General features: G+C 75.3%; 22 protein-coding genes and 1 riboswitch. Of the genes, 11 read left to right on the top strand and 11 right to left on the bottom strand.

Annotation, left to right across the window (positions count from 1 at the left end):
* Positions 1-77 precede the first annotated feature (77 nt).
* The 6 genes from STBA_RS27210 (at position 78) to STBA_RS27185 (ending at position 6741) form a co-directional block, all read left to right on the top strand.
* On the top strand, positions 78-704 hold the full coding sequence (locus STBA_RS27210) for a TetR family transcriptional regulator (protein WP_077061728.1): 627 nt from the start codon (positions 78-80) through the stop codon (positions 702-704).
* A gap of 15 nt (positions 705-719) precedes the next feature.
* A riboswitch (cobalamin riboswitch) is annotated at positions 720-842 on the top strand.
* Between the two features lie 139 nt (positions 843-981).
* Positions 982-2406, top strand: coding sequence for a prenyltransferase/squalene oxidase repeat-containing protein (locus STBA_RS27205; RefSeq protein WP_077061727.1), 1425 nt, complete (start codon positions 982-984; stop codon positions 2404-2406).
* Entirely contained in the window at positions 2403-3101 is a 699-nt protein-coding gene (locus tag STBA_RS27200) for an SCO2322 family protein (RefSeq protein WP_077063641.1), read from the top strand. The genes STBA_RS27205 and STBA_RS27200 overlap by 4 nt, the downstream gene beginning before the upstream one ends.
* 12 nt (positions 3102-3113) lie before the next feature.
* Positions 3114-4259: a CbiQ family ECF transporter T component gene (locus tag STBA_RS27195; RefSeq protein ID WP_077061726.1), complete on the top strand. Its 1146-nt coding sequence runs from the start codon at positions 3114-3116 to the stop codon at positions 4257-4259.
* Positions 4256-5905 (top strand): ABC transporter ATP-binding protein, encoded by a 1650-nt coding sequence (locus STBA_RS27190; protein ID WP_077061725.1) that lies wholly within the window; start codon positions 4256-4258, stop codon positions 5903-5905. Before STBA_RS27195 ends, STBA_RS27190 begins: the two co-directional genes overlap by 4 nt.
* Positions 5902-6741, top strand: a complete 840-nt coding sequence (locus STBA_RS27185) for an ECF transporter S component (protein ID WP_077061724.1) — start codon at positions 5902-5904, stop codon at positions 6739-6741. Before STBA_RS27190 ends, STBA_RS27185 begins: the two co-directional genes overlap by 4 nt.
* A 10-nt stretch (positions 6742-6751) precedes the next feature.
* On the opposite strand, the gene STBA_RS27180 is transcribed toward STBA_RS27185, so the two are convergent.
* Entirely contained in the window at positions 6752-7651 is a 900-nt protein-coding gene (locus STBA_RS27180; protein WP_077061723.1) for a peptidoglycan-binding domain-containing protein, read from the bottom strand.
* Between the two features lie 209 nt (positions 7652-7860).
* Here STBA_RS27180 and STBA_RS27175 point away from each other — a divergent pair, with 209 nt between their 5' ends.
* Both STBA_RS27175 and STBA_RS27170 read left to right on the top strand, forming a co-directional pair.
* Entirely contained in the window at positions 7861-9867 is a 2007-nt protein-coding gene (locus STBA_RS27175; RefSeq protein WP_077063640.1) for an MDR family MFS transporter, read from the top strand.
* Between the two features lie 175 nt (positions 9868-10042).
* Positions 10043-10732 carry an HAD-IA family hydrolase gene (locus STBA_RS27170; RefSeq protein WP_079252199.1) on the top strand — a complete coding sequence of 230 codons (690 nt, stop codon included), beginning with the start codon at positions 10043-10045 and terminating at the stop codon, positions 10730-10732.
* Positions 10733-10888: 156 nt separating this feature from the next.
* On the opposite strand, the gene STBA_RS27165 is transcribed toward STBA_RS27170, so the two are convergent.
* Positions 10889-11467 carry a superoxide dismutase family protein gene (locus STBA_RS27165; protein WP_077061722.1) on the bottom strand — a complete coding sequence of 193 codons (579 nt, stop codon included), beginning with the start codon at positions 11465-11467 and terminating at the stop codon, positions 10889-10891.
* A 197-nt stretch (positions 11468-11664) separates the two neighbouring features.
* On the opposite strand from STBA_RS27165, the gene STBA_RS27160 reads away from it, so the two are divergent.
* Both STBA_RS27160 and STBA_RS27155 read left to right on the top strand, forming a co-directional pair.
* The gene (locus STBA_RS27160; protein WP_077061721.1) at positions 11665-12330 is read left to right on the top strand and encodes a VTT domain-containing protein; all 666 of its coding nucleotides are present in this window, start codon (positions 11665-11667) and stop codon (positions 12328-12330) included.
* Positions 12331-12725: 395 nt separating this feature from the next.
* The gene (locus tag STBA_RS27155) at positions 12726-13331 is read left to right on the top strand and encodes a response regulator transcription factor (protein WP_077061720.1); all 606 of its coding nucleotides are present in this window, start codon (positions 12726-12728) and stop codon (positions 13329-13331) included.
* On the opposite strand, the gene STBA_RS27150 is transcribed toward STBA_RS27155, so the two are convergent.
* The 8 genes from STBA_RS27150 to STBA_RS27120 form a co-directional block, all read right to left on the bottom strand.
* Positions 13218-15077 (bottom strand): ATP-binding cassette domain-containing protein, encoded by a 1860-nt coding sequence (locus STBA_RS27150; protein WP_077061719.1) that lies wholly within the window; start codon positions 15075-15077, stop codon positions 13218-13220. The two genes, STBA_RS27155 and STBA_RS27150, sit on opposite strands and share 114 nt — an antisense overlap.
* On the bottom strand, positions 15070-16815 hold the full coding sequence (locus tag STBA_RS27145) for an ABC transporter ATP-binding protein (RefSeq protein ID WP_077061718.1): 1746 nt from the start codon (positions 16813-16815) through the stop codon (positions 15070-15072). The genes STBA_RS27150 and STBA_RS27145 overlap by 8 nt, the downstream gene beginning before the upstream one ends.
* Positions 16816-16916: 101 nt before the next feature.
* Complete coding sequence (locus STBA_RS36805) at positions 16917-17057, bottom strand: SapB/AmfS family lanthipeptide (protein WP_107485122.1); 141 nt, start codon at positions 17055-17057, stop codon at positions 16917-16919.
* Positions 17058-17140: 83 nt separating this feature from the next.
* Entirely contained in the window at positions 17141-19753 is a 2613-nt protein-coding gene (gene lanKC / locus STBA_RS27140; RefSeq protein WP_077061717.1) for a class III lanthionine synthetase LanKC, read from the bottom strand.
* Between the two features lie 100 nt (positions 19754-19853).
* On the bottom strand, positions 19854-20654 hold the full coding sequence (locus STBA_RS27135; RefSeq protein WP_253195035.1) for an SAM-dependent methyltransferase: 801 nt from the start codon (positions 20652-20654) through the stop codon (positions 19854-19856).
* A gap of 263 nt (positions 20655-20917) precedes the next feature.
* On the bottom strand, positions 20918-21391 hold the full coding sequence (locus STBA_RS27130; protein ID WP_077061715.1) for a carboxymuconolactone decarboxylase family protein: 474 nt from the start codon (positions 21389-21391) through the stop codon (positions 20918-20920).
* A 111-nt stretch (positions 21392-21502) separates the two neighbouring features.
* Complete coding sequence (locus STBA_RS27125; protein ID WP_253195033.1) at positions 21503-22423, bottom strand: SDR family oxidoreductase; 921 nt, start codon at positions 22421-22423, stop codon at positions 21503-21505.
* A 23-nt stretch (positions 22424-22446) separates the two neighbouring features.
* Positions 22447-22770, bottom strand: a complete 324-nt coding sequence (locus tag STBA_RS27120) for a hypothetical protein (RefSeq protein ID WP_077061714.1) — start codon at positions 22768-22770, stop codon at positions 22447-22449.
* A 255-nt stretch (positions 22771-23025) separates the two neighbouring features.
* On the opposite strand from STBA_RS27120, the gene STBA_RS38040 reads away from it, so the two are divergent.
* Entirely contained in the window at positions 23026-23202 is a 177-nt protein-coding gene (locus tag STBA_RS38040) for a hypothetical protein (protein ID WP_171987797.1), read from the top strand.
* 337 nt (positions 23203-23539) lie between these two features.
* Here the strand turns inward: STBA_RS38040 and STBA_RS27115 are convergent, their stop codons facing one another.
* The gene (locus STBA_RS27115; RefSeq protein WP_077061713.1) at positions 23540-24595 is read right to left on the bottom strand and encodes an acyl-CoA desaturase; all 1056 of its coding nucleotides are present in this window, start codon (positions 24593-24595) and stop codon (positions 23540-23542) included.
* Positions 24596-24714: the final 119 nt, after the last annotated feature.

Here is a 24714-nt window from a genome sequence, read left to right as displayed (position 1 = left end):
GTCAGGTGATTATCACCACGGTCCCGCCGTGAGTAAACTGCAACACGTTTCAGAGTCCGGCTTCGAAAGCGGCCCCCATGACCCTCCGCCCCCGGCCCGCAGCCCCCGCGCCCGCAGCCCCGGCCAGGACCGAGCGGCAACGGGCGCGCAGGCGGCGGATCCTGGACGCCACGACCCGGCTCGCGGCGGCGGGCGGCTTCGACGCCGTGCAGATGCGGGAGGTCGCGGAGTCCGCCGAAGTCGCGCTCGGCACGCTGTACCGCTACTTCCCCTCCAAGATCCACCTGCTGCTCGCCGTGCTCCAGGACCAGTTGGGACAGCTGCACGCGACGCTGAGCGAACGCCCGCTGACCGAACGGGACCCGGCCGAACGGCTGGTGCACACCCTCAAGCGGGCCTTCCGTTCCCACCGCCGCGAACCGCGGCTGGCCGAGGCGATGATGCGGGCGCTCCAGTTCGCCGACGCCTCGGCCCGCGACGAGGTCGGCGCGGTGTCCCGGCTCACGACGGAGCTCCTGGTGGACGCCTCCGGCCTGTCGGAGACCCAGGCGGCGGCGCACGTCAGCGCCATCCGCGTCATCCGGCACACCTGGCACGCGACGCTGCTGTACTGGCTGTCCGGAAACATCTCCCTCGCCGAGGCGCACACGGACGTCGAAACCGCCTGCCGGCTGGTGGGCGGAGCGTCGTCCCCGCCGCCGTAGGGCCCCGGCGGCGCCGCTAGTATGGCTTTTTCAGTCATGCCGTGAGCGGGAGAAGCCGGTGCAAACCCGGCGCTGACCCGCAACCGTGAGCGGGGGGCGGTCCCTTCGGCGCCCCCGTGAGCCGGAACGCCTGCCCGCGGCACGCACTGGCCCTCGGCTCCCCCGCGGGGGAGCCGGCACCGTCGAGGAGTACGGCGCTGAGCCCGGTGCCACGCAGCGCATGCCGCGCCGTGGTGGTCAGCCGTGCCGGCGGACCGGTTCAGCGAAAGGCATCCGCGTGTCCCTCCTTCAGCACCCGCACCGGGCCCGCCGGCACCGGGATCATCCGCGCAAACCGCGCCGCGGCGCAGCCGTGCTGACCGGCGCGGCCGTCGTGCTCGGGGCCCTGGGGCCGGCCGCGGAGGCGGCGCGGGCGGAGTCGCCCGCACTGCCGGACGACGGCCTGTTCGGCGAGGCCGACCCGCAGTACGACGGGGTGTGGCGGCAGTCCGTCGCGCTGCTCGCGCAGGACACCGTGGGTTACACCCCGGCCGGGCAGGCCGTCGACTGGCTGCTCGGCCAGCAGTGCGACGACGGCGCGTTCCTGTCCTACCGGGCCGACCCGGGGCAGCCCTGCGCGGACGTGACCGCCGCCGACACCAACGCCACCGCGCTCGCCGTACAGGCGCTGACCGCGCTCGACGGCCACGAGGACGCGGCGGACGCGGGGCTGAGCTGGCTGACCGGCGTGCAGAACGAGGACGGCGGGTGGAGCTACAACCCGGGCGGCGCCTCGGACGCCAACTCCACCGCGCTGGTGATCGGCGCGTTCGCCGCCGCGGGCCGCGATCCGGGCGAGGTGCGGCGTGCGGACAGCTCGCCCTACGACGCGCTCGCCGCGTTCCAGCTCGGCTGCGACGCCCCGATGGACGACCAGCGCGGCGCGTTCGCCTGGCAGCCCGACCAGGAGAGCGGCGATCTGTACGCCAGCGACCTGGCCACGGTGGACGCGGTGCTCGCCTCGTACGGCCGCGGCCTGCTGGTGGACCCGGACGTGCCCGAGACACCGGTCGCCCCGCTGGACTGCGAGGCCGGCGGTGGAGAGGGCGAGGAAGGCGAGGAAGGCGGCGAGACCCCGGAGGACACCGCGGGCGCCGAGGACACCGCGGGCGCCGAGGACACCGCGGGCGCGGCGGACGAGCCGTCGGACGCCACGCACCCGCAGCCGGAGAACGAGGAGTCGGCAACGGCCGGCGCCGCCTACCTGGCCGGGACGCTGGACGAGGGCGGCAACCACCTGACCTCGACCCCGGCGGGCGGCGAGGAGCAGCCCGACTACCTGGCCACCGCGCGCGCCGTCGTCGCCCTGGCCGCCGCCGGGCACGGCGACGCGGCGTCGGGCGCGCTGGCCTGGCTGGTCGAACACCACGGCGAGTGGCCGGACTTCGCGGCGAGCCCGACCGCGGTCGGCACACTGGTGATGGCCGCGCACGCCGGGGGCGTGTCCCCCGAGGAGTTCGGCGGCACGGACCTCATGGCGCGGCTGAACGAGCTGGGCCCCGACCCGCACGAGGCGCCGGGCGAGGGCGGCGGCGACGCCGCGGACGACGGCGACGGCGGCCTCTCGGCGCTGTGGGTCATCGGCATCGGACTGGCCTTCGGGGCCCTCATCGGCGTGACGCTCGTGCTGTGGCGCTCCCGCGCGAAGGCCGGCCGCGCATGAGCCGCGGCGCCCCGCGCCGCCGCGCGCGGGCGGCCCTGCTCCTCTTCGGTTCCGCCGCGCTCGGCGGGCTGCTCGTGCCCGCGGGCGCGGCGCCCGCGGCGGCGGACGACGACCGGTACCGGTACTGGTCGTTCTGGACGTGGGACACCGCGGAGGAACGGTGGTCCTACGCCGTGCAGGGTCCCGGGACCCTGCGGCCGGGCCACGGCGACGTGCTGGGCTTCAGGTTCGCCGAGAGCACCGGCACCGCGGACGCCTCGGCGCCACGCGGCGCGGGTGACTTCGCGGCGGCCTGCGGCCCGGGGGACGCCGGCGAGGGCGAACGGGTCGCGCTGGTCCTGGACTTCGGCACGGCCAGGGACGCGCCCGGCGGCGCCGCGCCGCCGGAGCGGCGCGCCGAGTGCGCGCCGCTGCCGGACGGCGGCACCGCCGCCGAGGCGCTGGCGGCGGTCGCCGAGCCGCTGCGCTACGACGCGAACGCCCTGCTGTGCGCGATCGCGGGCTATCCGGCCCGCGGCTGCGCCGACGAGATATCCGACGGCCCGGGCGGCGGCGCGGACGACGAGACGCAGGCAGGGGGCGACGCGGACGGCGACGACGGCGGCGGCTCGGGCGTCGCGGTGCTCGCGGGCGTCGGGGTGGTGGCCGCGCTCGGCACCGCCGCGCTCCTGCGGGCGCGGCGGCACCGTGCCTGACCGCGCGCGGTGATGCCCGCACCCGGCCCACTGGCGCGCCTCGCGGCGCCGCAGGCGACGCGCAGCAACGCGCTGCACGCCGGCGCGTGGTGGCTGTGGGCGCTCGGCCTGGCCGCCGCCGCCTCGCGCACCACGAACCCGCTGCTGCTCGCGCTGCTCGTCACGGTCGCCGGCTACGTCGTCGCCGCGCGCCGCACCGACGCGCCGTGGGCGCACGCGTTCCGCTTCTTCCTGCTGCTCGGCGCGTTCGTGGTCGTGCTGCGGGTGCTGTTCGCGGTCCTGCTGGGCTCGCCGATCGGCGGCACGCGGCTGCTGTTCACGCTGCCCGAGATGCCGCTGCCCGGCTGGCTGGAGAGCGTGCGGCTCGGCGGCCGGGTCACCGGCGAGGCGGTGATGTTCGCGGCCTGCGACGGGCTGCGTCTTGCGACGCTCCTGATCTGCCTGGGCGCGGCCAACGCCCTGGCGAACCCGGCCCGCCTGCTGAAGTCCCTGCCGGGCGCGCTGTACGAGGCGGGCGTCGCGGTGGTGGTGGCCATGACGTTCGCGCCCCAACTGGTGGCCGACCTGCTGCGGTTGCGGGATGCCAGGCGGCTGCGCGGGCGGCGCGACCGGGGCGTGCGCGCCCTCCTCGGAGTGGCGCGCCCGGTGCTCGAAGGCGCACTGGAACGTTCGGTGGCGCTCGCCGCGGCCATGGACGCCCGCGGCTACGGGCGCACGGCCGAGGTGCCGCGCGCCGTGCGGCGCACGACCACCGCGCTGACGCTGGGCGGGCTGCTCGGCGTGTGCGCCGGGTCCTACGGGCTGCTGGCCGCGGAGGGCGCCGGGCTCGGCCTGCCGCTGCTGGCCGCCGGGCTGCTGGCGGCGCTCGGCGGGCTGCTGCTCGGCGGGCGGCGCAGCGCGCGCTCCCGCTACCGTCCTGACCGGTTCGGGGCCAGGGCCTGGCTGGTCGCCGGCGCGGGCGCGGCCGTCGCCGTCCTCGTCGGGCTGGCCTCGGCCGCGGACCCCTTGGCGCTGAACCCCCCGGCCGTGCCGCTGACGGCCCCGGCCTTCCCGCCGGGCGCCGCGGCGGCCGTGCTGCTCGGGCTGCTGCCCGCCGTCGTCGCCCCGCGCCCCGCCGCACGCCCCGCCGCGCCGGCCGCCAAGGAGGCCCCCGCATGATCCGTTTCACCCAGGTCTCCGTCGTCCACGGGGACGGCGACGGCGCCGACCCGGTACTCGGGCCGGTGGACCTGACCGTGCCCGAGGGGGAGCTGTGCCTGGTCGTCGGCCCTTCGGGGGCCGGCAAGTCGACCCTGCTCGGCACGGTCTCCGGCCTCGTTCCGCACTTCACCGGCGGCACGCTGCGCGGCCGGGTCACCGTCGCCGGGCGCGACACCCGGCACAGCCGGCCGCGTGACCTGGCCGACGTCGTCGGAACGGTCGGCCAGGACCCGCTGGCCCACTTCGTCACCGACACCGTCGAGGACGAACTCGCCTACGGCATGGAGTCGCTCGGCCTGCCGCAGGACACGATGCGGCGCCGCGTCGAGGAGACCCTCGACCTGCTCGGCCTCGCCGACCTGCGCGACCGGCCCATCGCGACGCTGTCCGGCGGGCAGCAGCAGCGCGTCGCCATCGGCTCCGTCCTCACCACGCACCCGCGCGTGCTGGTCCTGGACGAGCCGACCTCCGCCCTGGACCCGGCGGCGGCCGAGGAGGTACTCGCGGTGCTCCAGCGTCTTGTGCACGACCTGGGCACCACCGTGCTGATGGCCGAGCACCGCCTGGAACGCGTCGTGCACCACGCCGACCGCATCCTGCTGCTCCCCGCGCCCGGCGCCGCGCCCGTGCTGGGCGAGCCCGCCGCCGTCATGGCCCGCTCCCCCGTCCACCCGCCGGTCGTCGCGCTGGGCAGGCTGGCCGGCTGGGACCCGCTGCCGCTGTCCGTCCGGGACGCCCGCCGCCGGGCCGCGGGCCTGCGGGAGGAGCTGACGGCGCACACGCCGCCGCCCGCGCCCGCGCCCACGCGTCAGGCGCCGCTGCTCACCGTCCGGCGCCTGGCCGTACGCCGGGGGCGCGCCGAAGTGCTGCGCGGCGTGGACCTGTCGGTGCGCCCCGGCGAGACGGTGGCCCTGATGGGCCGGAACGGCGCGGGCAAGTCCACGCTGCTGCGCACGCTCGTCGGCATGCACCCGCCGGCCGCCGGCTCCGTCGAGCTGGCCGGGGCGGACGGCGGCGCGGCGCCGGTCGTTCCGCACCGCACCGCGCCGGGACGGCTGCTGCGGCATGCCGGGCTCGTCCCGCAGGACCCACGGGACCTGCTGTTCGCGGAGACCGTCGCCGCCGAGTGCGCGGCGGCCGACGACGACGCGGGGGCCGCACCCGGCACCTGCCGCGCGCTGGTGACGCGGCTGCTGCCCGAGGTGCGGGACGCCGTTCATCCCAGGGACCTGTCCGAGGGGCAGCGGCTGGTGCTCGCGCTCGCCGTGGTGCTGGCCGCGGCGCCGCCGGTGCTGCTGCTCGACGAGCCGACGCGCGGCCTGGACTACGCCGCCAAGGCGCGCCTGGTGGACGTGCTGCGCGCACTGGCCGGCCGCGGGCACTGCGTGGTGCTCGCCACGCACGATGTGGAGCTGGCCGCCGAGCTGGCCCACCGCACGGTCGTGCTGGCGGACGGCGAGGTCGTCGCGGACGGCCCCACCGCGGAGGTCGTGGTCGCCTCCCCCGCCTTCGCGCCGCAGGTCGCCAAGGTGCTCGCGCCGCAGCCGTGGCTGACCGTGCCCCAGGTGCGGGCCGCGCTGAACGGGCGCGGGGGCACGGCATGAACGGGCCGCGGGAACGGCCGGCGCGGCGGCCCGTGGCGCGGCGGCCGGCGGCGGTGCGGCTCGGGCCGCGGTCGGCCGCCGCGCTGGCGCTGGTGTCCGCGGCCGGGGTGGCCGCGTTCGGCTGGCCGCTGCTGGCCGATTCGGGCTCCGGGCTCGCCCACTCCGGCGACGCGCCCTGGCTGTTCGCGCTGATGCTGCCGCTGCTGCTGGCCGTCGCGGTCGCCACCGTCGCCGACACCGGTCTCGACGCGAAGGCCGTGGCAATGCTGGGGGTGCTGGCCGCGGCCGGGGCCGCGCTGCGCCCGCTGGGCGCGGGCACCGCCGGGCTCCAGCCGATGTTCTTCCTCATGGTCCTGTCCGGCCGGGTGCTCGGCCCCGGCTTCGGCTTCGTCCTCGGTGCGGTGTCGATGTTCGCCTCGGCGCTGCTGACCGGTGGCGTCGGCCCGTGGATGCCGTTCCAGATGCTGTCGATGGGCTGGCTGACGATGGGCGCCGGGCTGCTGCCGGGGCCGCACAGCCTCCGCGGCCGGGGCGAGCTGGCGCTGCTGGCCGCGTACGGCGCGGTGTCGTCGCTGGCCTACGGGCTGGTGATGAACCTCCAGGGCTGGCCGTACCTGGCGGGCATGAGCAGCGGCATCTCCTTCGTTCCCGGCGATCCGCTGCCGGACAACCTGGCCCGTTACGCGGCCTACGTGGCGACGACGTCGCTGGGCTGGGACGTGCCGCGCGCGCTGCTGACCGTGGTGCTGATCCTGGTCTGCGGCGGGAGCGTGCTGCGGGCACTGCGCCGGGCCACGCGGCGGGCGGCGTTCGAGGAGCCGGTCCGCTTCGAGTGAGGGCGGCGCGTCAGGGCGCGGTGGTGTGCTGCTCCAGCGCCTGCCGGGTGTGGGGGCCGTAGACGCCCTCCGGGTCGCCCTGCACGCCGTAGGCCGACTGGAAGCGGGCGACGGCGGCCCTGGTCTCCTCGTCGTAACGGCCGTGGGCCTCGCCGTTGTAGACCCAGTTGAGCTGGCGCAGCCGCAGCTGGAGCTCGGCGACCTCGGGGCCTTCGTCGCCCGCGTCGAGTACCGGGTCCACCTCCTCCTGCGGCGGTGGGGTCGTGGGTGCGGGCGTGGTGGGCGGCGGGTCCGGCGTGGCCGGGGGGCCGGTGGGCTCCGGCTCGTCGGTGGGGGTGGGGTCGGGGCCGCCGGTCGTGGGCGAGGGGTCGGGCTCCGGTTCCCCGGTGTCCGGCCGTTCGGTCCCTTCGGTCTCCGGGGTGGGCCCCGGCCGCGGGGTGTCCCCTTCCGGCTCGGGCGGCGGCTCCCCGCGGTCGGGCAGGACCTCCTGGCCGTCCGGCAGGGCGACGCTCGGCCCGGTGCCGTCGGTGTCGAGGACCTGTTCGTGGCGCCCGTTGCCGCCGAGCAGCGAGGCGGCGAGCGCGGTGCAGCCGACGACCGCGGCGACGGCCCCGCCGGCCGCCACGGCGATGCGGTGGCGTTCCCGCGGCTTGCGGTGGGAGGCGGGCGGGCGGTGCGAGCCGTGCACGACCACGGAATCCGCGTCCCGCGGCGGCGGCGCGGCGGCGGGGGCCGGCGGGCCGGGCGGGCCGGACGGGTCGAGGGGGAACAGCGCGACGTCGGCCGGATCGGGGCCGTGCTGCGGGGGGTCGACCGGGTGGGAGAGGGAGTGCGTCCAGCACCGGCAGTCCGGCTCTCCGGTGGACAGCGAGGGCCGACCGCATATCAGACACTCGGCCCGGTCGGTCATCGCGCGCTCCCCTCCCGGTCGATTGGCAGCGATTATGCACCACCCGGGTGGGGGTGGCCGGGGAGTCGCTCAACAAGCCGGACACGCAGATTCCGGACAAAATGGCCTCAACGCTGCACGTGCAGACCACGTGTGCGCCGGACACCCGCGTGACAGCGGTGCGGCGCCGGCACCGGGCCGGCGCCCGCGACGAGCGCGAGGAGGCGCCCATGACCGTGCGGCCCCCGCCCGCCCGGCAGTCCCGCGGCACCCTGTGGCTGTCGATGAGTGCCCTGCTGCTCGGCCTTTTCCTGGCCGCGCTCGACCAGACGATCGTCGCCACCGCGCTGCCGACGATCGTGGGTGATCTCGGCGGCCTCGACCACCTCTCGTGGGTCGTCACCGCCTATCTGCTGGCCGCCACGGCAGGCACACCGCTCTGGGGGAAGCTCGGCGACCAATACGGCCGGAAGAGGCTGTTCCAGACGGCCGTGGTGATCTTCCTGGCCGGGTCCGTGCTGTGCGGTCTCGCGCGGAACATGCCCGAGCTGATCGCCTTCAGGTTCCTCCAGGGGCTCGGCGGCGGCGGGCTGATCGTGCTCTCCATGGCCATCGTCGGCGACCTGGTGCCGCCTCGCGAACGCGGCCGGTACCAGGGCCTGTTCGGCGCCGTCTTCGGCGCCACCAGCGTGCTGGGGCCGCTGCTCGGCGGGCTGTTCGTGGACCACCTCGGCTGGCGCTGGGTGTTCTACGTCAACGTGCCCGTGGGCGGCGTGGCGCTGGCGGTGATCGCGGCCGTCCTGCACCTCCCGGCCCGCCGGGAGCGGCACGTGATCGACTACGCGGGCTCGCTCCTCATCGCCGCGGCCGCCGGGGCCTTCGTCGTCATCGCCTCGCTCGGCGGCACCACCTGGGACTGGGGCTCGTGGCAGATCGCCGCCCTGGCCGTGCCGGCGGCGGTGTGCCTGGCCGCGTTCGTGCGGGTGGAACGCCGCGCCGCAGAACCGGTGCTGCCGCCGGCCCTCTTCCGCAACCGGACGTTCACGCTGTCCTGCGCCATCGCCTTCGTCGTCGGCTTCGCGCTGTTCGGCGGCATGACCTACCTGCCCACCTTCCTCCAGGTGGTGCACGGCATCTCGCCCACCCTCTCCGGCGTGCACCTGCTGCCGATGGTGCTCGGGCTGCTGCTGACCTCGACCCTCTCCGGGCAGCTGATCAGCCGCACCGGCCGGTGGAAGGTCTTCCCCGTGCTCGGCACGGCCGTCACCGCCGTCGGCCTGGTGCTCCTGCACACCCTCGACCGCGACAGCGGCAACCTGGAGATGGGCGTCTGCTTCGCCGTGTTCGGCATGGGCATCGGCATGGTGCTCCAGGTGCTGGTGCTGGCCGTGCAGAACGCGGTGCCCTACGGCGACCTGGGCGTGGCGACGTCGGGGGTGACGTTCTTCCGCTCCATCGGCGCGGCCTTCGGCGTGGCGGTGCTCGGCACGGTGTTCACCGGCCGCCTGCGGGACGGTCTGCACGACGCGCTGGGCGGCGCGGAACTGCCCGCGGGCGTGACGGTCGAGTCGCTGCTGCACGACCCGGAGGGCCTGGGCGCCCTGCCCGCCGCCGCCCGCGCGGCGGCGCTCGGCGCCTATGCGGACGCCATCACCGCCGTGTTCCTGTACGCGGTCCCGGTGGTCGTGCTCGCCCACGTGCTGGCCTGGCTGCTGCGCGAGGACCCGTTGCGCGAAAGCGTCCACGCCCCCGACCTCGGCGAGGCGGTGCCGCCGAGCCCCGTTCAGCGTTCGTCCCGCGAGGAGTGCGCCCGCGCGCTGTCCGCGCTCGGCTCGCGCGCCGGGCGGCGCGACATGTACCGGCGGATCGCCGCGGCGGCCGGCGTGGACCTGCTGCCGGCCGCGTGCTGGCTGCTGCTGCGCATGGCGCGGGACGGCTCGGCGGAGCCGGGGCTGCTCGCGGACCGGGCCGCGGTGCCGCTCGACGTCGTGACGGCGGCCGCGCGGCAGGTGGAGGAACGCGGGCTCGCCGTGCGGCAGGGCCTGTCGCTGGTACTCACGGACGCGGGCCGCCGCGTGGCGGACCGGCTGGCCGAGGCGCGGGAGAACGCGCTGGGCGAGCTGCTCGGCGACTGGTGGGGCCCGGACCGGCCGCGGGATCTGGCCGAGCTGGTGCACGACCTCAGCCGGGAGCTGGGCGGCTCACGGGCCGAGTGGCCGCGGGGCGGCCCGACGTGAACCGGGGTCGAACGCGCGGCGACGCTTTCGTTCCGGATGCCGGTGGGGGGTGGCGCAACCCGCCCCCGGTTTTGTACCGTTGAAAAACAAAGTGGTTCCGCCCGCTTCCCCGACCGTAAACGGGCGGGGCCACTGGCTTCCCGTCCGCCCGCATCGCCCCAGGAGCCTGCCACCGATGTCGCCCCTCACCCTGACGGCCCGCGCACTCCTCCTCGACATGGACGGCACCCTGCTCGACTCCGACGCGGTCGTCGAACGCGTCTGGCGGTCGTGGGCCGAGGCGCGGGACGTCGACCCGGCCCGCGTCTTCGCGATCATGCACGGACGGCAGGCGTACGCCACCATGGCCGAGCTGCTGCCCGAGCGGCCGATGGCGGAGCACCGGGCGGACGCCGCCCGGCTGCTGGCCCGGGAGACCGCCGACACCGAGGGCGTCGTGCCCATCCCCGGCGCCCAGGACTTCCTCGCGGCCATCGCCGCGGCCCCGCACGCGCTGGTCACCTCCGCGGACACCGCCCTGTCCGACGCGCGCATGGCGGCGGCCGGGCTGCGGATGCCGGACGTGCGGATCACCGCCGAGTCGGTCAGCGCGAGCAAGCCGGACCCGGAGGGCTTCCTCAAGGGCGCCGCCGAGCTCGGCGTGGACCCGGCCGACTGCCTCGTCTTCGAGGACTCCGCCGCGGGCATCGCCGCGGCCCGCGCCGCGGGGATGCGCGTGATCGGCGTCGGCCCGCGGGCCGCGGCGCTCGCCCCCACCGCCTACGCCGCCACCCTGGAGCAGGTGCGGGTCGAGGCGGCCCCCCGGGCACGCCCCGAGGGCTTCCCCCCGGCCGACGGCCTCATCCGCCTCACCGTCAGCCCGTGATCGTCCGCCGCTGACCGCCTGCCCCTGACCGCCCGCCGACGGCCGTTCACCGGCGACCGTTCACCGGGGGGCGCACAGGTGTGAACGGCGTTGCGCGCCGGGCGGGTTCCCGCCCGGGTGGGCCGGGCGGGAAGGGGCCGTGGCGCCGCCGCCGTCTCAGCGGGCGGCCGCGTCCTCGCCGGCGAACGGGAGGGTGAAGCACGCCACCCGGCCGCCCGCGTCGCCCGGCGGGTGCTCGTCGTGGCCCTCGGACGTGGCGCGCTCGTGCAGCACCACCGAGCCCGCGCCGCCCGTGCGGAACAGCCAGTTCTTGCCGACCTCCGCCTTGCCCACGCCCTGCGCGTCGACCGTGAAGTCCAGCCAGACCTCGTTCCGCGCGTCGACCACGCCCGGCTGGTCCTGGTAGTGGCCGCCCGCGTCGGCCGGGTCGGCACCGCACGGTTCGGTGTGCACGTGGGTGCCGTAGGTGTGGCCGGGCACCAGGCCGAGCGCGGCAACCTCGATCTGCATGGCCTCACCCCTGATGGCCTGGGCGACGTGGATCGTGGAACCGGCCGGCACCAGCTCCTCGTCGTAGGTCACCGCCTTCGGCACCTCGCCGCCCGCCTCGCCCACCGGGGCGAAGCGCCCGGCGTCGTACAGCAGCACATCGCCCTGTCCGGCAGCGGCCACCGCGGCGCCCGCCGTGGCGAGCACCGCCGCCATGGCGGCCGCGCCCGTCGCGAGAATTTTCATCCGATCTCCTTCATGGTGATTGCCTTCCCCCGGTTCACCCTGCACAGTGCAGACTTTGAGATGCCCACCACACGCACCCGCGTGCACCGCGCGGAGGACCCAGGCGTACGCTGTACGGCGGAACCAAAGCCGTGCAAGAGCGCGTCAGATCGAACACGCAGCCGCACACGGCACCGGACAGGGGAATCGGGGACACCGTGCAGGAGACCTTGGGGATACTGCTGTACGCCCCGTGGATCTACGTGATCGTCGCCGCCTCCATCCTGCTCGACGTCTTCGTGCCGCTCCTGCCCAGCGGCGCGCTGGTCGTGACCGCGGCCACCGTGGCCGCCGGCGCCGCCGCCGATGTCGCGGGCCTGCCCGGGCCCGGCTCCGCCGACCCCCGGCTGCCGCACCTGCTCGTGCTCGTCCTGTGCGCCACCAGCGCCTCGATCGTCGGCGACCTGCTCGCCTACCGGCTCGCGCTCCGCGGCGGGCGCCGCTTCGACAGCGCCATCGCGCGCTCGCGGCGGCTGTCCGCCGCCCACAAGCGGCTGGAGTCCGCCCTGGTCCGCGGCGGCGGGCCGCTGGTCGTGCTGGCCAGGTTCGCCCCGGCCGGACGCGCCGTGGTCAGCCTCGGCGCGGGCGTGGCCCAGCGGCGCACGCGGGACTTCCTGCCCTGGTCGGCGCTCGCGGCCGTGGTGTGGACCGGGTACAGCGTCGGCATCGGCTACCTCGGCGGTCAGCTGCTGGGCGCCAGCTGGTTCAGCACCGGCCTGTCGATGGTGGCCCTGATCGCGGCGGGCGCCGTCGCCGTCCGCCTGCTGCGCCGCGCGCCCGCCAAGGGCGCCGCGGCCACCTCCACGGCGGCACCCACCGCCTGAGCCCCGCCGCCTGAGTCCCGGCGGCCGAGTCCCGCCGCCTGAGCCTCGTCGGCTCTGCCCGCCGGCCCTGCCCCGGCGCCGTCCGGACGGCCCGCTCCCCCCGTTTCCGCATTACGCGTGATTCCGCATTCGGGCCCCGCCGAACGCAATTCCGTGGTATCGGGCAGGAAATTGCCCGGGGAAAATGCCCCCCGTTGGACGCGTTTTCCCGCCGGTGCCCCGGAAAACTGTCCGGAATACGCGGGCCGCATTTCTTCCGTGCGCCCCCGTGCGCCCCGGCGTGCTTCCTGCCCATACCGGGCCGGGTCGGCGTTCCCCGGACCGCAGGGCACGGATATGAGGAAACTAGGTGGTCGAGGGACGAGTCCGAGTCACCGCCCAAGGAGGCACCACACGTGATCCGGTTGCTGTTCGTGCACGATGACACCTTGCTGCGCTGCGCGCTGACCTCACTGCTCGGTGCGGAGGAGGACATCGACGTCATTCCCGCGTCCTGGGAAGAATGGGCACGGATGGAGCCGCACCGCCAGGAGGCCGTCTGGCTCGTCGACGCGACCTGCGCCGGGTTCGCCCGGCTGGCGGACGCCGCGGCGCCGCACCGGCTCTACGACCCGGAGGACCACGGCCTGGTGGTACTGGCCCCGGCCGGCAGACCCGGCCTGCTGCACCGGGCCTTCGAGGCGCGCGCGCTCGGCTACGTCAGCAAGGAGGCCGCACCGCAGCGCCTGCTCGACGCCATCCGCACGGTCGCCAAGGGCGGCCGTTACGTGGACGACGCCCTGGCCTACGACTTCCTCAGCGCCTCCCGCATGCCGCTGACCCCGCGCGAGCTGCGCGTTCTGTCCCTGGCCGCGGACGGCGCCCCGGTGCCGGAGATCGCCGGGGAGTTATGGCTTGCGGAGGGAACGGTGCGCAACTACCTCGCCGCGGTGATACGCAAGACCGGCGCCAGGAACCGGGTCGACGCCATCCGCATCGCCAGGGGCGCCGGCTGGGTCTGACCAGCCCGCGGCCAGGTCGCGGAACAGGGCGGAGCGGGTGAGCAGGTCGCGCGGGGTGCCGGTGAGCAGGTCCGCGCCGTCGAGCACGAGCGCCCGTTCCGCCCTGCGGGCCGAGCTGATGCGGTGGGCGATGACGACGAGCGTGCCGCCTGGGCGGGCCGCGAAGGCGCGTTCGGCGCGCGCCTCCGCGGCCGGGTCCAGGTGGCAGGTCGCCTCGTCGAGCAGGACGACCGGGGCGGTCGAGAGGAACGCCCGGGCCAGCGCGATCAGTTGGCGTTCGCCCGCGGACAGTGCCGCCGGATCGACCGTTCCGCCTGGGCCGCCGAGGCGGTCCACGAGTTCCTCCGCGCCGACGGCCCCGACCGCGGCGAGCAGCGCCGCGTCGCCCGGCGGCCCGGGGTGCAGGCAGCCGAGGTTGTCGGCGACGCTGCCGCCGAAGACGTACGCCTCCTGCGGGATCAGCACCCGCAGCGCGGCCAGGTCGGCGGCCCCGCGCCCGGCGACCGGCTCGCCGCACAGCCGCACCTGGCCGGCCCGCGGCGCGAGCAGCCCGGCGGCCAGCGCCGCGAGCGTCGACTTGCCCGCGCCGCTCGGCCCGACGACGGCCAGGTGCTGCCCCGCGGGCACGGCCAGGTCGACGCCGTCGAGGACCGGCGTGGCCCGGCCGCCGTAGGCGAAGGTGACGCCGCGCAGCTCCACCGCGTTCCCGCGCGGCGCCCGCGCCCGCCGACCGGCGGCGAGCGACGGGCCGTCCTGCGGCGGGGCGGCGCGCGGCGGGCCGTCCGGCGGCGGGCCGTCCGGCGGCAGGGGGTCGCCGCGCAGGCGGGTGAGCACCACGGCGAGCCGGGTTCCGGCGCTGCCGATGCCTCCGATCAGCGCCTGGAGCGCGGGCAGCAGCGCCTGGGTGACGAACGTGAGGGCGCCGAGCAGCCCGCCGGGCGTGACGCCGTTGCGCAGCAGCCACGGGCCGAGGAACAGCAGCAGCAGCACCGGGAGATGACCGCCGATCGCCACGGCCACCACCCGCACCGCGCCCCAGCGGCCCAGGGCGAGGGCGGCGGCCAGCTCCGCGTCGACGCGCGCCGCGACGCCCGCGGCGGTCCGTTCCTCCGCGCCCGCGGCCGTGACGTCCCGCAGCCCCGCGACGGTCGCACCGAACGCGTCGGCCAGCGCCTCGTCCGCGACCAGCACGGCGCGCTGCCGCCTGGCCAGGGGACGCAGCGACCAGCAGAAGACGGCCAGGGCCAGCGCCAGCGGCCCCAGCACGAACGGCAGCAGCACCGGCGCGAGCCAGGCCAGGCCTGCCAGGGCGCCCGCGGCCGTGCACAGGAACATCTGGAGCACCAGGATCAGCCCCGCGAAGCTGTCGCGGGCGATCTCCACCTGGTGGGTCAGGCGGGAGACGTCGGCGGTGCCGCCGTCCGGGCGGCCGGCCCGCACCGCGCGGTGCAGCCCCCGGGCGACGACCTCGCGCACCAGCTGGTCGCGCAGCGGCTCGGCGAGCGCGCCCACCGCCCGGTGCACGCGGCCGGTGCCGAACGCGCCCGCCGCCGCACCGGCGGCGGCCGCGGCCAGCCAGCCGAGGCCCACCCCGGTGCGCCCGGCCAGGAACCCGTCGTCCAGGGCGCGCGCGAGCCCGTAGCCGAGGAGGAACGTCTGCGCGGCGGGCAGCAGCGACCAGGCCGCGAGGGCGGCCAGGGCGCGGCGGCGGCGCCGCAGGAACGCGAAGGCCCCGTGGTCACGCATCCGCGGCCACCTGCTCCCCCGCCCACAGCGCCCGGTAGTCGGCGCGCCGCCACAGTTCGCGGTGGGGCCCGAGGGCGCGGATGCGGCCGTCGTCCAGCCAGGCCACCAGGTCGGCGCGCGCCGCGGAACCGGCGCGGTGGGCGACGATCAGGCGGGTGCGGGCCGCGGAGTGCGCGGCCAGGGCGCGCGCGACGTGCAGTTCGGTGACCGTGTCCAGGCTCGACGTCGCGTCGTCCAGGATCAGCAGCCGCCCGCCGTGCGCGAACGCGCGGGCCAGGCCGAGCCGTTGCAGCTCCCCGCCGGACAGCGGCACGTCGGCGCAGCGGGTCGCGTAGCCCTCGGGCAGCATCCGGACGAACCCGTCGGCGCGCGCGGCCACGGCCGCGGCCTCGACGTGCGCGCGGGGCGGCGGGGCGGGCCCGGGGCCGAGGCCGATGGTGCCGGCGAGGGTGCCGCCGACCAGCGCGGGCCGTTCGAACGCGTAGCCCACGGCGCCGCGCAGGGCGTCCCGGTCGAGGTCGGCGAGGGGCACGCCGTCCAGCAGGATGCCGCCGCCGTCCGGCTCGGCCAGGCGGCCGGCGAGCGCGGCGAGCAGCGACTTGCCCGCGCCGGAACGGCCGACGAGCGCCACGGTGGTGCCGCCCGGCACCACGAGGTCCAGGCCGCGCAGCACCTCGCGCCCGCCGCGGCGGGCCGTCACCCCGCGGCACTCCAGCCGCCCGGGGCCGTCCGCGGGCAGCGTCCGCGCGCCGTACCGCGGCGGGGGAACGGCCAGCACCTCGCCGACGCGCCGGGCCGCGGCGCGGGCGCGCACGAGGCGGTTGAGGTGGCCGACGAACAGGCCGATGCCGGCGGCCAGCGCCGCGTACCTGGCGACCGCGAGGAGCCCGCCGACGCTGAGGTCCCCGGCGGCGAGCAGCAGCCCGCCGGTCGCGACGACGGACAGCGTCAGGAGCGGGGTGAGCAGGGCGGCGCGGGCGGTGGCGCGGGCGGTGACCCGCCACATGCGGTGTCCGTGGGCGCCGAGGCCGGGCAGCGGGGCGAGGATGCGGCGGCGTTCCGCGCGTTCGGTGCCCGCGGCGGCGATCGTTCTGGCGCCGCGCAGCGCGTCCACCAGGCGGCCGGCGATATCGGCCTGGCAGTGCTGGTAGTCCGCGAACGCGTCGCCCGCGGACCGGGCGAACGCCCGCAGCAGCAGCGCGAGCAGCGGCAGCCCGGCGAGGAAGACCAGGGCGAGCCGCGGGTCGGTGAGCGCGAGGGCGACGACGGCTCCGGCCGGGGTCACCGCGGCGGCCACCGCCGCGGCCAGCGCGGCGGGCGCGGCGCCCGCGTGGACGGCGTTGCCGCCTGCGCGTGTGACGAGGTCGCCGTGCGGGAAGCGGTCGGCGGCGCCGGGCCCGGCGGCGAGCAGCCGCCGCAGGAGCCGGCCGCGCAGCCAGGCGGCGGCGCGGGCGTCGGCGCTCGCCGTCAGGACGGTGGTGACAGCGCCGAGCGCGGCCTGGCCGCAGATCAGGGCGGCGCTCAGCAGGCTCCAGCCGGTGACCGCGTCACCCGAGGTCAGCAGCAGGTCGAGGGCGCGGCCGAGCGCGGCGGGCAGCGCGAGCGCGGCGCCCGCGCCGGCCAGGGCGAGCAGGCACAGCACGGCCATGCGCGCGGCGCCGTGCCTGGCGGTGGCGCGCAGAGTCGGGCCGGCCGGGGCCGGTTCCGCGGGGGTCGGTTCCGCGGGGGTCTGGGGCATGGGCGGTCGCGGCTCCTTCGGAACGGTTGGGCCGGGAACGGGCGCGGCCCCGCGCGGTGTGCGCGGGGCCGCGGAATCCGCCGGGCTGCCCCGGAACGGAATCAGAGACAGAGAATGACGCTGTTGGAGCTGTGGGTGTCGCAGATCAGCAGGCTGACGCTGCTGATGTCGCCACCGCCGCCACCGCCACCGCCATCGGTGGCCGTCTCGGGCTCCATGCTCTGCAGGTCAAGAAGCGACATGGCAGTTCCTCTCCTCGGGCGAATACTCGGGTTGGTGGTGCGTGGTGGTGCGTTGGTGGTGCGGTCGTGCCCACGGCGTCCCGTCAGGCGGACGGGGGCCGGGTCTGTGGGTGCCGCGGACGCGGCAGGAAGGGCAGCCGCGGGACGTCCCCGGCGTCCCCGGCGGGGTGCAGGGCGGCGCCGAGCGCCAGCAGGCAGCCGGCGGTGCCGGTCGCCAGGTCCATGGACAGGCGCATCATCTGCTCGCCGGGGAAAGCCAGTTCGCCGCGGTAGGCCATGGCGTACCAGTCCAGCGCCTCGATCTGCGCGGCGGCCCCCGCGGCCCCGGTGCGTGAGAGGTGCCAGATCATCCCGGCCCGGCCGCGGAACAGCCCCGGCTGCGCGTAGTACCGCAGCCGCGCCGCGGGCAGCACCTGCCGGCCGACCTGTATCAGGTCCTCCTCGGCGGGCCGGCCGGCCGCGAAGGCCGCGGCGCGGTAGTCGTCCAGGACGGCCGCGATGCCGACGCTGCCCTCGCCGAGGTACGGCATGAGCCGGTCGCCCTCGTCGACGAGCAGCGAGCCGGAACGGTCGGTCCGGCAGTGCGCCAGGTCGCGGCGCAGCGCGTCGGCGGCCTGGGCGAGCAGCCGTTCGTCGCCGGTCCGTTCGTACCGGCGCAGGAACAGCAGCGCCGCCCCGGACGCGCCGTACAGCAGCCCGGCCCGCCGGTGGCCGCGCGGCTCGGGCGGGGCCGCGAGCCGTTCCGCGGCAAGACCTGCCGCACGCCCGGCGTGCACGGCGAGCGCCGGATTGCCGGTGTCGGCGGCCAGTTCGTCCAGCACGAGGCCGATACCGGCGAGACCGCCGAACAGGTGGACGGGCAGCCGCTCCCAGCCCTCGCCCAGCGCCCGGGACGCGAGATCGAGCGCGGCCGGGGTGTGGCCGAGGCGGTGCAGGGCGTGTACGACGCCGAAGAGGCCGTCGTACAGGCCGAGCGGACTGTTGCGCGGCGGGTCCGCGGCATGGCGCAGCAGCCAGCGTTCGCCTTCCGCGTACCGCTCCACGCCGGTCTCGGCCAGCGCGTACAGCACGCCCGCGGCGCCGTGCGCGAGCCCCAGGCCGCCGCCGGGCGCGAACTGGGCGATGTCGCCGGGGAACAGCCGGTCGTCGCGTTCCGGGGTGGCCGAGGCCAGGATCGCGCGGGCCATGGAGTCGCGGGCGGCGGGCCAGTCGCCCGGCGACGGCGGCGCGGCGCGCGGCGGCGTCCCCACCTCGGTCCCGGGGCGGCCCTCGATCTCGGCGACGGCCTCGTCGAAGAACGCGCCGGGCACGTCGGGGAACTCCCGGGCGGCCACCCGCGCGAGATGCGCGGCTTTGGCCGGGTCGACCGCGAGCAGCGTGGTCATCGGCAGGAACAGCGCGAGCCGCAGGCAGGCCAGCGCGTAACGGTCGATGGCGAAGCCCGTGCGGCCGGCCGGGGCCACGAAGCCGGGGTGCGCGACGATCTGCCGCACGCCGTCACCGGCCGGGGCCGCCGCCTCGAAATCGAGCAGGGTCACGGACGTTCCGTCGGGGCCGACCATGATGTTGTACATGTGCAGGTCGTTGAAGACGAGGCCGCGGCCGTGGAGGGCGGCGACGGCCCGTTCCACGTTGCCGTGCACCGTCAGCGCCCACCGGGTGTAGTCGGCGACGGCGGCCGGTTCCGGGTCCGTGGCCAGCAGCGGGTGGCGTTCGGCGAAGAACGAGTTGAGCGTGCGGCCCGGCACGTGGTCCATCACCAGGAAACGGTGGTCGCCGACGGTGAGCCAGTCCCGCACGGCCGGGGCCACGGAGAGCCCGGCCAGCAGGTCGAGGGCGTCCTTCTCGCGCTGGAGCCGGGTGACGGCGTCCGCGCCGTCCGCGGCGAGACCGGCGTGCGGGCGCGCCTCCTTCAGCACCACCGCCTCGCCGGTGCGCGGGTCGGTGCCGCGGTAGACGCCGCCGCCGTTGGAGAAGTGCAGCGCGCTCTCGATGCGGTACGGCAGGTCCGCGAGCGTGACCCCGTTGCGCGCCGCCAGGTGCGGGGCGAGGAACGGCGGCAGAGTGACCCAGTCGGGAACGGTGAACGCCGGCCCGCGGCGGTCGGGCACCAGTCGGCCCTCCGCGTTCTCGATCGCGGGCACCACCGCGCCCGTTCCGTCGTCGCAGAAGCGCGGGACGAAGCCGCCGTAGCGGACGTACAGCGGGCCGCGCCCCCAGCGCAGATCGGTCAGGACGTAGGGCCCCGGCTCCCCCGCGAGCAGGTCGCCGAGCTCCGTGAGCACGTCGCGCAGCCGCGCCTCGTCGGCCGGGTAGATCGTGACGAACTTGCCGCTCGAATGACGCCCGGCGTATTTGGAGTTGCGGAGGTAGAGCAGATGCGCGGCCGGTACGAATTTGAAGGGAATGCGGCGGGGAACGCAATAGTCCCAGACTTTCGCGGCGGTCTTGTCGGCGTTGTCGAGGCAGGCGGATACGTGAACTTTCCAGCCCTGCGGCGGCATGACCGCATCACGCGGCTGCAAGTGCAGCCAATCACCGAAGCGTTCGGAGAACCAGCCCTGCGGCACGGCGCGCCGCGCCGTTTCGTACAGCCCTTCCTGGTGGCCCTCGCCGCCGAGTTGCGCGGTGGCGCGTTCGGGGGCCTCGTAGAAATGCCTGTCGACCAGACAGAAAACCTCGTACCGCTTGTCCATTGCCCTCCCTCGGGAAGTGACAATGAGGTTTCCACGGCGGGAGGCTGGTCAGACAGTCACCGGTGTCACGTCGGGGGCGTGCAGAACACACACATTCCCCTCACAGTCTGGCGACACCGCCGTACCAGGAGACGTCGGCGTGCGAGGGCCGCTCCTCCGGCGGCTCGGTGGCGCGCCATTCGGAGACGACCTGTATCCCGGGATCGATCAGGTCGAGACCCGCGAAGAGCTCCGTGAACCGCTCCTTGCTGCGCAGCGTCAGCGGCACCCCGTGCGAACGGTAGGCGGCCTGTACCCCCATCGCCGCCTCGGCGGAGAGGTCGGCGGTGCCGTGCGACAGCACGAAGTGGCTGCCGGGCGCCAGGCTTCCGGTGAGTGCGCGCACGATGCCCGCCGGGTCCTCGTCGTCCCCTATGAAGTGGAGCACCGCCACCGCGAGCACGCCCACCGGCCGGGACAGATCCAACTGCTCGCGGGTGCGCGGGTGGTGCAGCACGGCGAGCGGGTCACGGATGTCGCCGCGCACGACGGTGGTGCGCTCGTTCTGCTCCAGCATGGCCCCGCCGAACGCGAGCACGATCGGATCGTTGTCCACGTACACGACGCGGGTCTCGGGCTCGACCTCCTGCGCGACCTGGTGCACGTTCTGGGACGTGGGCAGCCCGGGCCCGAGATCGAGGAACTGGCGAATCCCGACCTCCTGCACGAGGTGGCGCACGACGCGGGCGATGAACTTGCGGTTCTCCTGGGCGGCGATGCGCAGCGTGGGGGCCGACGCCAGCGCCTTGTCCGCGGCCTCGCTGTCCGCCGCGTAGTGGTCCCTGCCGCCCAGCAGGTAGTCGTACATCCGGGCCGAATGCGGTCGGTCGGTCCGGGGAACGACCGGCGAGTCGCCGTTCACGGGCACGCCCCTCTTGGCTGGTTGAACTGTGGATCAACGGGCCGAAGAATAATGCGGATTACACCCGTCCGTCGATCGCAACGCATGGCCGACCGCCCCCAGCCTAGCCCGCGCGCCCCTTGGCCGCCCCCGGGCCGCGCTCGGCCCGCGCCGGGACGGCACCGGAAAGCCGGACCCCATGGCATTCCGGCGCGTCGTGGGCACGGTCACCGACGGCCTGGTGCGGCAATACCGCGACCACGCCCGGCCGAGGGTGGCCCCCGTTACCCGAACTGGCCGGGCTGGTAGTCCCCGGCGGGCTGCTGGACGAGGACGTTCAGGCGGTTGAAGGCATTGATGAGGGCGATCGCGCACACCAGGGCGGCGAGCTGGTCCTCGTCGTAGTACGTGGCGGCGTTCGCCCAGACCTCGTCCGCGACCCCGCCGGCGGCGTCCGCGATACGGGTGCCCTGCTCCGTCAGCTCCAGGGCCGCACGCTCGGCGCCGGTGAAGACCTTGGCCTCCCGCCAGGTCGCGATGAGGTTCAGACGTACCGAGGTCTCCCCCGCCTGCGCGGCCTCCTTGGTGTGCATGTCCGTGCAGAACCCGCAGCCGTTGATCTGGCTGGCGCGGATCTTCACCAGCTCCAGCGTCGTGCCCGGCACCGTCGAGCGGGGGAACGTATGGTCGGCGGCTGCGAGTTGCTTCCCGAACTTGGCCGCGCCCGGGATCTGCATGAGGTTCAAACGAGCTTCCATGGCCAGCTCCTCCGCGTTGTCGGTGGGTACGCACCTCTGACGCCGCAGCCCGATCAGATGTGACAGCCGCTGGTCGGGGAGGACGCCGCCGCGGGGAACGGACCGGCGCAGTCAGAGAGCGTGTCCGCCGGCCACCTGGAGGACTTGTCCGGTGATCCAGCGGGCCTGGTGGGAGGCCAGGAAGACCACGGCGTCCGCGATGTCCTCCGGTTCGCCCACCCGCCCCATGGGCACGATCGCTGTCGCCTGGGCGATGAGATCCTCTCCGATCCACCCGGTCTGCACCGGACCCGGTGCGACGGCATTCACGCGGACACCCCGACCGGCCAGGTCCAGCGCGGTGGCCCGGGTGAGTGCCTCCAGGGCCGCCTTGGACGTTCCGTAGCCGATCTGCCCGGGGAACGCTCTGGCGGCGTCGGTCGAGATGTTGACGATGGACAGCGGCTGATCGCCGCTGCGCAGCCGTGCCGCCTCGGCGATGAGGAGCGCCGGCGCGATGGTGTTCACCCGGTAGTGCCGTTCCAGCGAATCAGGGGTCAGGGCGTCGACGGTGTCCGGCGTCTCGCAGTGGGCCGCGTTGTTGACCAGCACGTCGATCGAGCCGAGGCGTTCCGCGGCCGCCACCGCCAACTGGCGCGCCCCGTCAGGCCGGGACAGATCCGCGCTGATGGCCACCGAGCCGTTGCCGAGTTCCTGTGCCAGCTTCCCGGCTTCACCCGGGACGGGCGTGATGTGGCCCCAATCCGCACCCTCCGGGGCCGGAAGGTCCTGCGCGAGATAGTGAATCGCCACCCGCGCCCCCTGCACCGCGAAAGCACGGCTGATTGCCGCACCGATGTTCCCTGCGCCACCGGTGACCAAGACGTTCTTGCCTTCGAGCCGGGTATCGATCACGTTCGTCTCCGTGAGGGGGTGTTCTGCCATTGGTCCCGCCACGAGCGGGGGCCCGGCGGAAGAGATAAGGGCAGGAAAGATCTGATCTGCTGGCACTTCCCCCACGGGGCAACACGCCGCGCACATGGGGGTGGGCATAGTCAGGAACGCATACCCGCAAGCTATCGCACCCGAGTGGGAGCCCGGCCCACAGGGTGGTGGTACGCATCATGACCAGTGATGCACCAGTCGCGAACACCACCCGTCATGTCGACGACGGCGAACGTCTCGCCCCCGATCACGACGTGGTCGCCACGGGCGACGGTGGCGGCAGCCACCGGCCGGGACGCAGGCGCGAGCGGACGGACATCGCCGAACGTATCGTCGACCAGGCCCTTGCGTTCGTCGCCACGGCCGCGCAGACCGAACTGCCCCTCGCACCATCCCTGGCCGTCGACGAGAGCCGGCCCGCCTTGGTCCTCGACCGCCTGGGTCAGTTCGCGCACCACGTTCCTCAGCGCCCCGAAAGCACGCGGGAGACCCACTCCCCGGACTGGCTCACCCGCACCACCAACGCCAGTCGACCAGGATCTGTGGCGCGGTCCCGACGACGACCCGATCCAGGTCGGAGCCCCAGGCGCAGCACTCCCCCGGACCGGCGGGCATCCCGATCGGGCCTGGCGGCAATCCGCGGAAGGCGGACCCCGCACCGGCCCCGGCCGGTACGGTCTGACCGGTACGGACGCGGAAAGCGGGCAGCGATGAACGCGCAGCAGGACCACGGCGACCGGCGTGAGTGGGCCGATCCGCGCTACGCCGACATGGTCGAGCGGGTCTATGCGGAGCGCCGCCGCTCGAAACAGCGCAGCGGACCACGCCCGATGCGCGCGTTCATGTACGAGCTACCGCCGGACCGCCGCCCCCCGACGTCCGACTGAACGAACAGCACCGCGTCCCGGCCGTCACTGCGGCGGCCGGGGCTCTCGCACGAGATCCGCGAACGGCCGGCCACATGTCCGGGCAGCCCGCCGAAAAGTGCGGCTCTCGCGCTCCCTCTCGCGCACAGCATGACCGGGGTGTTACGTGCACCTGGGAGGCATCCTGGCCGCAGCCGCCGAACTGGACGAGGCCCTTGCCGCAGGCAACAACGCGCTTGCCGTACTGCCCGGCACAGGATCGGAGAGGATGACGGGATCGGATAGGCGCCATCAGGCCCTCCCTGGGAGCCTGCCCTGCGCACCGCGGCCCGCGCACGATGGCCGCCCCCGGTCGCGGTCAGGAACGCGGCTCTTGCCGGATCGGTACGCCCACGGTGTGCAGATGCCGGACCGCCTCGCCCCAGGAGGCGAACAGCCCCGTCTCGTGATAGGGCACGCCCACCTCCGCGCAGTACTGCTTCACGATCGGCGCGGCCCTGCGCAGGTGCGGGGTCGGCATCGACGGGAAGAGGTGGTGCTCGATCTGGTAGTTGAGTCCGCCCAGCGCGATGTCCTTGAACACGCTGCCCGTGACGTTCCGCGAGGTGAGCACCTGGCGGCGCAGAAAGTCCGGGCGATCGTCACCCTTGAGCGTCGGCATGCCCTTGTGGTTCGGCGCGAAGCAGCAGCCCAGATACACGCCGAAGAGAGCCTGGTGCACCAGCACGAAGGCCACGGCTTTGCCAGGGGACAGAACGGTGAACAGCACGCCCAGATAGATCAGCACGTGCGCGGTCAGCAGCACGCCTTCCAGTCCACGCCGTTTCATCGGCGTTGAGCGCAATGCCCGAAAGCTCGCGACGTGCAGGTTGAAACCCTCGAGAGTCAGCAGCGGAAAGAAGATCCAGCCCTGCACACGGCCGATGAAACGCGGTATTCCCCGTGCCGCCCGCGCCTGTTCCTGCGACCACACCAGGATGTCGGGCGCGACGTCCGGGTCCAGTTCCTCGTGATTGGGATTGGCGTGGTGCCGGGTGTGCTTGTTCATCCACCAGCCGTAGGACATGCCCACCCCGAGATTCCCGAACAGCCGGCCCCAAATCTCGCTCGGCCGCCGCCGGGAGAAGATCTGCCGGTGCGCCAGATCGTGCATCACCAGCGCGGCCTGCCCGAAGGCCAGTGCCATGAACGCCGCCACGGCGAGCTGCCACCAGCTGTCCCCCACCAGAGCGAAAGCCACCCAGGCGCCCAGGAACGCCGTGGCCACCAGGGACAGCCGCACCGCGTAGTACCCCGGCCGCCGCCGCATCAGCCCCTCCGCGGCGATCCGCCGGGACAGCCGGGCGAAGTCACTGCCTTTCGCACTCCCCGGTTCAGCAGCCGCTGCGGACACCGTCTCCGTGCTCGTCGTCATGCCGCCAAGTCTTCGGCCCCCGGCGCCGGCGGGACAGCCGCCTGCCCCCCGCCCTCATGGGGGCCTGCACCCCCTGATGCAGGTGATGCTGGGTACACCATGGAACAGGAGTGCGATCC

Source organism: Streptomyces sp. MP131-18, assembly GCF_001984575.1.
In the GTDB taxonomy this organism is placed as follows: Bacteria; Actinomycetota; Actinomycetes; order Streptomycetales; family Streptomycetaceae; genus Streptomyces; species Streptomyces johnsoniae.
The sequence above is the reverse complement of the archived record's forward strand: the minus strand, read 5'-3'. Positions and strand labels throughout refer to the sequence as shown.